Annotated in this window: 11 protein-coding genes; all 11 read right to left on the bottom strand. The window is 38.9% G+C overall.

The window, feature by feature from the left end; genetic code table 11:
- Window positions 1–41 precede the first annotated feature (41 nt).
- The 11 genes from CW745_RS01255 to CW745_RS01205 all read right to left on the bottom strand — a co-directional run bounded on the left by CW745_RS01255 (window position 42) and on the right by CW745_RS01205 (window position 12,768).
- Window positions 42–1,019: a hypothetical protein gene (locus tag CW745_RS01255; RefSeq protein WP_101106573.1), complete on the bottom strand. Its 978-nt coding sequence runs from the start codon at window positions 1,017–1,019 to the stop codon at window positions 42–44.
- A 25-nt stretch (window positions 1,020–1,044) separates the two neighbouring features.
- On the bottom strand, window positions 1,045–3,621 hold the full coding sequence (locus tag CW745_RS01250; protein WP_101106572.1) for a hypothetical protein: 2,577 nt from the start codon (window positions 3,619–3,621) through the stop codon (window positions 1,045–1,047).
- Between the two features lie 31 nt (window positions 3,622–3,652).
- Window positions 3,653–4,909: a DUF4123 domain-containing protein gene (locus tag CW745_RS01245; RefSeq protein WP_101106571.1), complete on the bottom strand. Its 1,257-nt coding sequence runs from the start codon at window positions 4,907–4,909 to the stop codon at window positions 3,653–3,655.
- Between the two features lie 20 nt (window positions 4,910–4,929).
- Window positions 4,930–5,721, bottom strand: coding sequence for a hypothetical protein (locus CW745_RS01240; RefSeq protein ID WP_101106570.1), 792 nt, complete (start codon window positions 5,719–5,721; stop codon window positions 4,930–4,932).
- A 347-nt stretch (window positions 5,722–6,068) separates the two neighbouring features.
- Window positions 6,069–6,656, bottom strand: coding sequence for a hypothetical protein (locus tag CW745_RS01235; protein WP_101106569.1), 588 nt, complete (start codon window positions 6,654–6,656; stop codon window positions 6,069–6,071).
- A 303-nt stretch (window positions 6,657–6,959) separates the two neighbouring features.
- The gene (locus CW745_RS01230) at window positions 6,960–7,988 is read right to left on the bottom strand and encodes an AgmX/PglI C-terminal domain-containing protein (protein ID WP_101106568.1); all 1,029 of its coding nucleotides are present in this window, start codon (window positions 7,986–7,988) and stop codon (window positions 6,960–6,962) included.
- A 5-nt stretch (window positions 7,989–7,993) separates the two neighbouring features.
- Window positions 7,994–8,506: a biopolymer transporter ExbD gene (locus CW745_RS01225; protein WP_101106567.1), complete on the bottom strand. Its 513-nt coding sequence runs from the start codon at window positions 8,504–8,506 to the stop codon at window positions 7,994–7,996.
- Between the two features lie 5 nt (window positions 8,507–8,511).
- Entirely contained in the window at window positions 8,512–9,045 is a 534-nt protein-coding gene (locus CW745_RS01220; RefSeq protein ID WP_101106566.1) for a biopolymer transporter ExbD, read from the bottom strand.
- A 4-nt stretch (window positions 9,046–9,049) separates the two neighbouring features.
- A complete protein-coding gene (locus tag CW745_RS01215; protein ID WP_101106565.1) occupies window positions 9,050–9,667 on the bottom strand; it encodes a MotA/TolQ/ExbB proton channel family protein in 618 nt (205 codons plus the stop codon).
- Window positions 9,668–9,717: 50 nt separating this feature from the next.
- Window positions 9,718–9,975 carry a hypothetical protein gene (locus tag CW745_RS01210; protein WP_101106564.1) on the bottom strand — a complete coding sequence of 86 codons (258 nt, stop codon included), beginning with the start codon at window positions 9,973–9,975 and terminating at the stop codon, window positions 9,718–9,720.
- 3 nt (window positions 9,976–9,978) lie between these two features.
- The gene (locus tag CW745_RS01205) at window positions 9,979–12,768 is read right to left on the bottom strand and encodes a bifunctional serine/threonine-protein kinase/formylglycine-generating enzyme family protein (protein ID WP_101106563.1); all 2,790 of its coding nucleotides are present in this window, start codon (window positions 12,766–12,768) and stop codon (window positions 9,979–9,981) included.
- Between the last annotated feature and the right edge of the window lie 22 nt (window positions 12,769–12,790).

The following is a 12,790-nucleotide window of genomic DNA, read 5'->3' as shown; positions in this document are numbered from 1 at the left end:
AGCCACCTCAATATTCATATTAAGGTGGCGTATTAGTAATGCTAGCGAACGATTTCCCATTTGCCATCAAAGTGAGCGAACATGACAGGAATACGGGTAACAAGATCTGCATTTTTATGCTTAAACTCCAACTTGCTAGACAATGGGAGCTCAAAGTTATGTAGCCAAGCTAGTTGATGATTAAACGAAACACAGATATCACTGTAATCAAAATTGATTGGAAGAACTGATTCTAATTCAGAGTCATTAATTAATCCTGAGATATGATGAACCATTTCGTAAGTATCTTGACCTTTATTGGGTTTATAGAAGGCGAGATCGTATTCTTTGCCACGCTCTGTAAATAACTGTTTTAGTTTCTCTTTATCATTATCATTTATGGCTTGCCATAACGGTTGGTAAGCATTGTTATACAGGTCTTTGCGCGCTACTTCCCACTCTTCATCAGTCATATCGTAATGATGTTTTAACTCGTCAGCTTCGAAGAAACGCCATAATGGGAAGGGTGTTGGTAACGTGATGGTTTGGCTGATTTGTAATGCTTCTGTTATACCTTTACCAACTTGATATTCACCAATAGCGAATTTCCCATCATCGGCCAGTTTAATATTACTATTATGAATATTAAACTGGCAAGGCCTTGAAGAGCTTATTAGTGTGGATTGCAATGCTTCTACATCGGAATAATTAACTTTGTTCCTATCTAAATTTAGTGTCGTTCCCACATAGGCTGTTCTTTGTATAACTATGGCATTTTGTTCATCATTTTCTCTAACACAAAGTTCTAGAATAATTTCACCATCGGCACGGAGCCCAAGCTTTCCAAAACCAGTTGGCACATTTAAATGATAAATTTCAAAGCTGTTTTCGCCATTTTTAATCCACTGATTAATGGGAAATTCCATTTGATTTGGTTCGATACCATTATGCTCTTCAATTATGCAACCATTAATAACTAAATAGTAGCCCGCATTATTAGACTTTAAGCGTAAGCTGTAAAAAGGTTTTTTGTAATTCATATTAATCTCTATTTGTTTCGATTTTTTACGATTCAGCAATGTTATGGGCACCGCCAAAACTTAAAATTGATTTTACTTTCTGATACTGCGAGGCTCGCTCAGGTAAAATTCGTAAATTGATTAAAGTTTTTTGCTTGTTAGCACTTGAAGTAAAGTCTTCTTCCTTCACATCATCTTTGGCAGGTTTTCCTGGTCTCGCAGGTTTTGATGGAGCAACCTTAGCACTTGTTTCTGATTTAGTGAAATTAACAAAGGCTTCAACATAAACAGATAAACCACTATAAAAAACTTGATAACACAGACCCAATGGAGCATCAATAAGTTCTTGATCGTATTGTGTTTTGTTATCTGTTTTAAATTGTGCCTTTTTCTGTTTTTCTTGGTCTTGACGTGCTTGTGTTAAATAGCGGAAGGTCCAGCCAAACCTCGACTCGCCCGTTTTATCTGCTGACTGTGCAATGGCTTTCACCCCAGCTTCTTCTACTTCAGCAAATTGATTCGCTAAGCCAATACATTTTAATAGCTGTAAGTTACTTGAGAGCTGCGCTTCAATTTGTGCATTAAGGCCTGCATATAGTGTACTGGTGCTACTGTCTAAATCAAAGTCATAAAATTTGCCACCCGGCCGTTTAGTGAAGACAAGACCGGCACTTGGATCATCGGTTTCTGCGGCTGCTGAAATGGTTAGTTTACATGAGCATTGTGATTTCGTTTTATCTTCTGCAACTTTATTACAGTCATCTAGTGATGCTTCTTGATTTTCTGTTGTGGTTTCATTTTCAATTTTCTGTTCAGTCAAACCAAGAAATTGTTGAGCCTCATTAGAGGCTTTGGCGATGGTCGTTTTGAACAAGTGATAGGCATTATTAAATGAATTACTGATATTTTCTGATACTTCTGTGTGTTTCAATGCAAAAATGGCAACTTCAGAGAGACCACTAGTCGAAGCTGCTAATGCTGCACGTGATACTTTTTCAGCGCTTGCACGCCATATCAATGCTTTTATGTTGATCTCTTTTTCAATCTTAATTAGCGGAGAACCAGAAATAAAAATGGTGTGTGAGAAACCGGTTTTACTATAATTTAAGCTAGGTTGATCACTGCGTTTAGCTAAATACGATATATTAACTGACGGTGCTTTAAAGCCAAACGGGTTGTTCTCAATGATTACTTTGCACTCTTCATCGGATTTCTTATTTTCAGTAATGCTTTGTTGAGTTGGACTCTCAGAGGCCTCACATTGCTGACCACCTGCGGGACCATCGAGCTCATCTGTATGACTTAGCGTTGCAAAATAACTGTAAACTTGACCTGCATATTTAATTGCTTTTGCGATGTTGGCATTACCAATTAGATCGCCAACTGCCCCAGGCATATCAGCATTACTTAAACTACATGCATAGGTTTGCTCATCTACACGACCATTTAAATTTAGTGAGGCTGCAACCTGTTTATTTTTAAACTCCCAAGTAAATGTCATAGACGCTTTAACGATGATTGGCTGGTGTATTGTAATGACAGGGGTAAAATCACTATATAGAAACGCACCACTTGGATTACAACTGGTTAAAAAAAAGCTATAGGTTTGAGACTTGTTTGTTACATCCATCATTAGTAGCGAACGCGCCATGCCCCACTTTCTTTCAATTGTATCTAACCACTTTTGTGGAGTTAGTGTAAGTTGTTTAAGCTCACCTGCATTATTATGAAAATAAGGCTTTTGATCACTCAAGCCTTTAACATGCTTACGCTTGTTTGATTTAATAGAAACAGACGGGCAACTTGTTCCGCAACCATAAGCACAGCTCCCTTTTACCGCTATTTCAAAGTGCCTTTGGAAATATGATAAATGCCCACCTACAAAATGATAATGATCAAGCGCATCATCAGACTTGATCAAATCGACCAATAAGTTAGTACTATTTTCTTTTTCCTCATCACGAAAAACTTTGTCTAATATCTCATTAACTTTACTACTTGCTCTTTTGGGAAGTTTAACTATTCCATCACCTGCGGCCCAACTTTCATAAAGTGTATTCTTCTCGGTTTGTGAAATTTTGAACTCTGTCAATTCACAACGTTTTTTCTGGCAGTCAACCATTTTTTCTACTGCAAATACTTTACCTGATGATTTTAAGCTTCTGGCATTTTTAGCTTCTTCTTCTTGCTTTTCTTGTTTTTGTTTCTGTTTTGCTTTTTTAGCATCTATTTTAGCAATATTATCTTTCATCAAAAATTGCTTAGGATCTTGAGTATTAACATGTCCATCTTTGATATCTTGCAAAGCTTGCTGGTAATGTTTATTAATTCGCTCTTCTAAAGCTATTTTTTGTTTTTCGTTCTTGATTTTCTTAGGAAGTTTACCTTCTTCAGCAACACGTAAGGTTGCAATAGATATCGCTGCAATGGTCTCTTTATTACTTGACTCAAACAGTTCAGTAACCGATGTATTATCCATCTGGTCATAGGTTTTTTGTAGCGCATGATACGACTCAGGATCTTTCTGCTTTAGTTTTCTTATCTGTTTATCTTTCATGCCCGCATTTTTATAGGCGGGAGATTTTTCTTCTGACGCTGATTTTTGTTTGCCAAATCCTAACATGTTAACTCACTCATCCTTAAATATGGGAAGCTTAATCGTTTTCGTATAACCAGTTAATGGCTTGCTCTACACGCTGATGTTCAGAAATAGAAGTATCACTAAGTAGTTGTTGCATTGGTTGATATTGCTTCTCTTCACGAAAGTCTCCACTAAACAGCACCATTTCGGTACAAAGGTAGTGGTTTGTTAACCCTATAATTTGATAGTGCTCAGCAATTTCACTGGCAAGCTCCGATGCCACGTGAATATGAGCTTTATCAACTTCCATCTCTGGAAAGCGTGCAGTAAATCGCTTGATACAGTAAATAGGGAAATTAACACTATTTAAACCAACATCTCTTACCACTTTTTCTAAGAAAATTTCATTGATTCTTTCTTGTTCAGTATACTCATGGTGGTTTCGTAAAATGGCCTGAACCCAATCATTTTCGATTAACTCAACTCCCCAATGTTCAACAATAAGCGCTAAGTCAGTTAAGGTTTCAGGCTGTGTTAAGTTGAGGTCAAAGTAATAACAAACAACTAATGCGTAATCAATTAGATTATAAATTTCAGTATTATCTGTTGGCTCTGTATAGGCTAATGGCTTAAGTTTTAAATAACCGACTGCTTGTCTGATAAAATTATCGCCCAGTTGCTTTTTAAGTTGTTCAACATGCTGTAGTTCTTCTCCACTTAGTTTTTGTCTCTCATCTGTAGCCACTGTGGTAACTTGACTTGATATAGGTTGACATAAGTCTTTGACCTCCCCATCACATATCTTAAACCGATGTAACTCTCCCAACACTTCCCCTTCCATCACATACTCAGTGATCGGCCCAAATACTTGTTTTGCTTCTTCACTTGTACAAGTTGGCAAATAAGGACGCATCACACGAGGATCGTAGTATCTGAAAAAGGCAGTTTTGTTATCAGGCAGTTTTACTTTTGCCATTTTTTTACAGTTTTGGCGAACTTTAATTAACGTGGCGGGTGAGTAGGTGATAGCAAAAATACCCCAGCTGTTCCCCCAGCCTTTTTTTAAAATTTCTAAGGTTTGAACATGATTTTTTTCTAGGCGGACCATATAAGGTGCAGCCACGGCCATCTCATAACTGAGCTCACCATCAATTAAACAAGCGCTTTTTAACGAGCCAAGACGAATTATTTTTTCTATCTGCTTATCACGCGCCCCACCAAGAATCGCATAGACGATTGGCTCTAGGCCACTTTCATTGCACTGCCATAATTTTTCTTGTATGAAAAAAGTTTGTTCTGTAGTTAACTCTTGTACTGTTAATTGGGTCATGGAATATCTCAGAATAATTACTATGCGGCTTGATCTTTTTGGCACTCTTCACAGAATGGGGTACCTGCTTCGGCTGCTTTTTCTAATACTTCAGCGGTGGTTTTATCATTACGTGTAGACTCTGCTTTAACAATTCGTTTAGGGCTACTAGCTACATTAGTCGTTGCAGGCGCAGGCTCAGCACTGCTAATGACTTCTTCAATGAAGTCGGTTTTTGAAACAGGTTTGCGTGCAGGAGGCATAATTGAAACAACTAACTCCCCATCTACCAGTGCTGTGACTAACTCTTCTGAAGGCGCTTTCACAATATTAATTTTATTCGCTTCAAGCATTTTTAAGATTGCATCATCATCAAGTGAGAGCTTGTCGATAAGCTGTAATGCTTCTGAACGACTGGTAATAGATTTTATTTCTTGATGGTGATTAAGCAACAAACTTGTCGCTGGTTGAAGTTGATAACCACGACCAAAATTATCTTTTACGCGGGCGTTATGTGCCTGTTGGTTTAATGTTTGCACATCCGCTGTTTTATAAACCTGAACAAAACCCTGTGCTAATGCTTCAGCGGCATAATGTTCGATTGTGAGTGTTGGATTACTGTTTTGCCAGCGTTGTAGATTAAATAAGGTATTTGATGTCGCTAAGCGTTGCCAGAAACCAAAGGGGGCTTGTAACGAGGTTACGAATTGAAAGCTTGTAAATGCGTTGACAAATTTCTCAGGTTTAAGAGCCTGAGTTTGCAGGGAGCTATTTCTAAGACAAACAATATAACATTGTCCAGCTCTATCTTTAACCACTTGAGAAGTATACATGTTATATCGTTACAATCCTTTGCAATTACTCTTCAATAAGATTGGCAATTATATCTTCAAATTGATTTCAAATACACGTTTTTATTGTAAATTTGACATTTTAAGTAGCAATTATTGTTGTAGAGATTTTTGTTGTAGTAATTGGGTGAGGTTGTTCTTTGCCAGTTTTTGGGCAGTGATTTATTGACTTGGATGACGAGCTGACATTACACCTGTGTCGGTCAAAACACGTTTAAAAAACAAAATTTAACATCTAAACATAAAAAGTATTTTTGTTCATTACTGAGAATGCTAGATATGCAATCAGCCTGTTAATCATTTAACAGGCTATCGTTACAATAACCACTTTACTGGTGAAGTTGCCAAGTCACGCCTGATTCTGTTGTTAACGGGCCAGTGGTACTTGCTTGTCCACCAAATGCAAACTGTGGGAGTGCCGTAATTCGACTGCTTCCTGTTTGGTGTCCCTGCGCACCTAACATGCCGGTTGCACCTTTATAAGCAGTCACAGTTCCTCTAAAACCTCGCGCTTTTAGTTCTTTAGCAAGCTTTGAACCAAAGCTTTTAGAGAGTGGTGTGATGTTATTCGCACCAAAACAAGCGAGTACGTGAAAATCGATTTTTCTCTGTGCACCATTTGCTAAATTAAGTTTAATGGCAGATGCGAGCTGTGAAGCAGTCCAGCTTTTATTATTTCCAGGTAATACCCAAGTGATTTTTTCAGTGCTGTATTTATGTCCGTGACCACCAATAAACAATTGATCACTACTACCGACATCTGACCAAGCGCCTGCAGGTCTTGAAGCACCTAACGAGCTACGAGCGGCGGATGTACCATCTAAGAAAGGTAAAATAAAATCGTTATTGTTCATTCTCTTTAGCGTATCGCTATGCCAACCATCATCTTTGAACGGTAGCCAGTAATAATTTTTCATTTTTTGCCTCTCTATTAATTCATGATTTGCTATTGAAATATAAACTCCATCATTTAAATCGGTTAAATCGCGACTCGAATGGTGAATTTATGTAAGTAATTTAGTTTCTTACTGTAGTGGAAGATCAACAAATCAACAACAAGTCATTTACAAACATTTAACATTTTCAGGTAGAAATAGTCCGAAAATACAATGTGATATGTGGAATAGTTGTAAAAGGAAGGAACAAAGCGACTACAAAACTAGGGATGTTCTCTAGTCGCTATATTTTTCATATTAGTTTAATAATATGACATTTAGGTGTTACGAAGGTAAAAACTCAATAGGATAGGTCACGGTCACTGCTTTCACATTATCCGCACCAAAATTGAATTTTTTAACACGTGCAACAATTCGTTTTTCAAGTTTTGCATCATCAAGTTCACTCGAAGCAATGTTAACTTTTAACACTTGGCCGGTCGGTGAGATGGTGATTTCGAGAACAATTTTTCCTTGAATATTTGGATTCGTACGACGCGCTTTACGATACAGAGCATGCAATTTACTTTTGTTTTTATCCATTACATATGCAATATCTTCTTCAGGACGATAATTACCTGTACGCTTAGCATTTTTAGTACTTGATTTGTCAACCTTCTGCTCACTTTTAACAATTTTAGTGTCTTCACGCGATGCCAATAATGCTTGTTGTGCATCGGCAACAGCGCTCTTGTTAAGTGCAACATTGGATTTTCCACCAGAGCCTACGTTACCCGCACTCACACCACCACTGCCTTTACTCGCGCCTGCAGTTAGTACATTTGTTCCGTTACTCGCTGTTAATACTGCTGCATCGGTTCCCGCTTTGTTACTTTTAGCAAGTTTAGTCCCGACCATATCATCGATATCAGAGGTATCCATTAAATCAGCAAGATCATTGCTTAACGCTAATAAACCACTTTTACTTGCAGTATCACGTGCTTTAATCTGCTTTTCTGTTAACACACGCTCTTTTTTAGGTGGTTGCTTCTTTATTTGAACCTTTTCTTTCGGCTTAGGCTCTTCCTTAGGTTTAGGCTCCTCTTTCTTAACCGGTTTCGGTTTAGGTGGCTCTTTTACTACCGGCTTTGGAATAGGTTTTGGCTTGGGTTTATCTAGAATAAACTTGGCAACCCGTTCAGGAACAACCACTTTTTGGCGTTGTGTTTCTTTAGGAAGCTCAATGCTGCCCATATAGAAACCTAAGGCCATCAGCAACGATAAAGTAACAATGGCAAAAATTAAAAAAGATTTATCGGTTTTACTCTCGGGGTGCCAATCGAGGGCCAGTTGTTGATAATTCGCAACGGTCATAGATATTACCCTTTGCTCTTAGCCGTTTGCACTGCGGCAAATGCGATTTTGGTATAGTTGGTTTGACGACAGGTCGCTAATATTTTACGCAGTATACGGTAGGGAATATTCTCATCCCCCATAATTGTCACTGCTAGCCCTTCAGTTTGATCATCACCTGTAGTTAGTCGATTATCTGCTCTGAACATTAACTCTTTTTGCAAGCCAGCAATGAGTGTGGTTTGCAAATCGTCTGCTAACAATGGTGCAATATCGGCAACTTTTTGTCCCTGAACCAATATTTCAGTTTCCGTAATACTGATAATTAACGTCTCTTGTGGCACCTTATCTGCAGTTGAGCTAGGTAGCGCAATATCTTTACTATTAGGTAATTGTTGCGAGCCAGAGCTAACCAATAAAAAGAAAACCAGTATGGTAAATATATCCATTAATGAGACAAGGTTTAGTCCAGTGTGTTTATGTAGACCTTCAAAATTTGACATACGTTTTGAACGGCCTGATAACTTAGCGTTATTCATTATATCTACTCTTCACCATTACTTTGATTAGCGCTGCTTTCGACGGACGCTAAAGGTTGTGCATCTCCGATAGATATATCAGGAAACAGCACCACCGTTTCTACTTCAAAACCTGCAACGACATCGGCACTGCGTACTTTATCCATTACCTTTATCATGGTTTTATATTCCACATCTGGTTCAAGTAAAAGTGAGATACCACTTTCATCTGGAAAACGCGTTTTTATTGCAATCATTGCATCTGTAAATGGTTTCCATTGACTATCGGTCCCTGTTCTTTCAATCGATTTAATCAAGCCCAAATTACCATCTTGTATATCAAATCTATCGTCCCTGATCACCAGCTCTAACTGTAATTTTATCTGTTCAGAGTTATCACCCTTTGCATCAAGGGCTGGCAAGTTAAGCTCCAGCACCGTTAAACGTGAAAACACGGCTGTGATAAGCAGAAAAGGAACCAATATCACCATTAAGTTCAAAAAGGCGGTGATATTAAGCTCTTCCGCTTGCTGGATGGTTTTAAAGCCTCTTCTTCTCATATTGTTAATCTCGCACCATTAAGTTCAGTGCTTTTAATGAAGATTTTTCAATGTTATCAACTAAGTGTGCTGTTTTAGTCACTAGGTATGAGTGTGTTAATAATAAAGGAATAGCGGCAATCAGACCGAATGCCGTGGTGTTCATCGCGACCGAAATACTGGCAGAGAGTAGATCCGCTTTTTCAGCGGGATCAGCCTGTGCAACCGCGGTGAAGGCTTGAATAAGACCGATAATGGTACCAAGTAGCCCAAGTAAAGTGGCGATATTAGCAAAGGTTGCTAAATAATGCGTACGTTTGGTCAGTTTAGGCATTTCATCCATAATGCCCTCTTCCATTGCAGCTTCAATCACTTCACGGCTTTTATTGTCTTCGTGACGAGCAAAACCGTAATTAAGGACCGTTGCAATTGGCGTTTTGTTATTACTTGTTAATTTTAATGCGCGTTGAAAATCGAGTGCTTTAAGCATCGGTACAAGCTCAGTCCATAGAGAGTTTGTTGAGCGTTGCGTTTTACTTAAATAAATAAAACGTTCAATCGAGATCACCACACCGATGCCTAATACCAGTAGTATCGGATACATAAACGTGCCACCCGCTTGAAATAATTTAACGATTTCCATAAAAATACCTTTATTGTTGTGTTGTTTAAAATTGTTGTGTTTAAAAGTTACTAATTACGTTTCAAAAAATTGATGCATTTTCCAATTTTTGATGCCAAATAGGGCTGTGTTTTGTCAAGTGTTTCTTCCTCTTCCATGGCTGGCTCAGGAAGCACCACCGAGGCCGTCGCAGTTACGCCATTGTATTGTTTATCTAAGCTATCTAATAACAACTTGCGTTGTGCACGATAAGATTCAAATGAAATTTGATAGTTAGCATGTTTATCAGCTAACTCGCTCAGTTGTGGTGAGCACTCTGTAATATTCATAAATTAACTACCTACGATATTTCTTGCTAAACGGAATCCCGTATATTGGTCAGCTTTTCCGCTGTGGGGCTCAACGGTATCACTAGTACACTCATGCATAGAAGTTTGATAAGACCCTCCTACGGCCATTAATTTTCGGCCAGAAGCATACACTAACTCCTGTGCATTTCCCGCATAGTTAACTAATCCCCACTTGTTTTGTTTGCCGGTTGTGGTGTTGATCAACTCTTTACCCTTTTCGATACCACGTGAACTAATGTTACAGTTCCGGTTCGAATCAAGCTTTCCTGTATTTGCTTTAGCGGCATATGTCCATTCCGCTTGTGTCGGCAAACGATATTTCTTACCTGTATTACTATTTAACCACTTTATATAAGCCGATATTTGCGCAACACTGAGGTTAGTTTTTGGTAAGCGTTTACTCACATTACTTAGCGAAGAGCACACCTTGGTTTTTTTACAGTAATGATTGTAATCCCCAACCGTGACTTCGTATTTACCAATCGCAAATGCCTTCACTTTGCTGCCTGCAGGAACAACCACCATCGTTGGCGCAGTGCCCCCTGCTTTTAAGGCATCTTTACACACGGCACGAGAACCACGAGCACCTAAGCCAGCAATGGACAATTGACAACCATCAATATCACTGATTTCAATACCTTCAATGGTTGAGTTATTGGTGAATAATAACATCGCATAACGCTTAGCATCACGCGCTGAATCAGGATGAGTTTCTGCAACCGTTGAGATACAACTAGCAAGATCTTTAATGATATTGGTTTCTGATTTTTGGTAACGAGAAAAATCTAATGAGCGCAACTTTTCAATGGCAATTTTAAAGTCACGCATATTCAATCGTTGTGTACAGGTAAGTTGCTGTTCCACATTGCTCATCGCAACATTATAAGACTCAAGATTCTGTTTCTTTTGTGATGAAACTTTTTGTTGCGCCTTTAACTTAGCTTGTTTCGCTTTCCAAGCAGCAGCCGCTTTTCGTTTCTTTTCTGCGGCAGCTAACCTATTAGCCTCTTCAAGCTCTGCATTTTTTGCTTTATTTGCCTGCTGCTTAGCGGCTTGCTCAGCAACCAATTGCTCAATAGCTAATTTGTATTCATCAAGTAACGTCAAATCATCATTGTAACGTGCTGCATTACTGATCAAGTTATTTGCTAAGGCAATATTTTTACCTTCAATAGCGCCATTAATCTGTTCAATATACAACTGATAAATAATTGCTTTTTTCTCGAAATACCATGGTGTTGGTGTTTCTGGGAAGAGGTTTTCTACGGTTTGCATCTCATCCCACAGCGACGACTGCCATCGCTCTGTAAAATTGGCATCGGCTAACAATTTATTAATATTCTCTTGCAGTAATTCATAGCGCACTTTAAATTCGAGCTGATTCATTAACTCTTCTTGCGATATTTTTGGTGCTTCTACCTTCGTTAATTCTGTGTAGGCGTAGCCACTTGCCCCTACTGCAGAAAGGAACAATAACCAAGCTGCCATATTGGTTTTTTTCTTTTCTGTTATCTGCTTGAAAAAGACTTCAACTGAAGCGATACGATCTTCACGTTTAAAGGCAAGCGCAGCCTCAATTGCTTTCCAATGGCGCTTTTTAATACCTTGAATACGCTTTGGTTTTAATTTTTTGTTGTAGGCTTCATCAGCAGGCAAACGCGTAAAAGGATGATCTCCAGTTAACATTTCATAAGCGATACAACCTAATGCGTAGATATCATCGCGCACGTCTGGTACTTGTCCGAGTAGCATTTCACGACTTGCGTAAGCGGGTGTTAATGCACCTAAATTGCCGGCATCAAATACCGTTTTATCTTTTTCGTTATTACTTCGGTCAATGGTTGCCACGGCTCGCGCAATACCAAAGTCGAAAATCTTAGCAATACCTTGGTCGGTAACAAATACGTTACCCGGCTTCAAATCTGAATGAACGATATTTTCGCTGTGTGCGTGAATAAGTGCGGCACACATGCCGTGGAGAATATTCCAGGTCTCGTTACGCGGTAACCCAGTCGCATGGTATTGCTTTACCATTTCATCTAACGGCTGACCAATCATATATTCCATGGTCATGAAAACCACATCACCATCACGGTCGAAATCGTATACTTTTACGGTATTTTGATTGGCAATATGTTGTGCTTTTTTCGATTCACGCTGCAATGAAATAAACGCTTCGGGGTGTGTTTTAAACTCTTCACTTAATACTTTAATGGCAACATAAGGGTCTCTATCGTGTGCTTCTACACGAAGCAGATCCTTTGCCTTATAAACTATCCCCATACCACCAACACCCAATACATCTTCAAGGACAAAACGCCCTTTTAGCATTTTACTAGTTGGTGCTTGAATATCAGCTTCTGGTGTATTCAGTAATAGGTCGATAGCACTTACTGATTCACTGCTGGTATCACCTAAAGGCGCACGAAACTGGGTCGCATCGTCGCGTGAAGCTGTAGGACGAAATTGTGTTGCATCATCTCGTTCAGTTTGCAGTGGCGCTTGGGTAGATGAAGAACGTATTTTTGTCGCATCCGTTACATCACCCTTTAACGGTGCTTGAAAACGAGTGGCATCATCAGCACTGGGTTGCACTCTCGGTCTTATCGGCTGAGTTATATTATTAGCAATCACCGTTTGATCATCAACAGTGGTTGATTTTACAGCACCAGGTTGCGTCGTATTTTTACGAAAAACAGTTTTATTATCATCCTGTACAACACTTTTATTTTGACCACCAGTGTGCTTATTTTGCGAATCATTTTCAGACATGACTATCCCGCTACTCCATTAC

This window comes from Psychromonas sp. psych-6C06 (assembly GCF_002835465.1).
Taxonomy (GTDB): Bacteria; Pseudomonadota; Gammaproteobacteria; order Enterobacterales; family Psychromonadaceae; genus Psychromonas.
The sequence above is the reverse complement of the archived record's forward strand: the minus strand, read 5'-3'. Positions and strand labels throughout refer to the sequence as shown.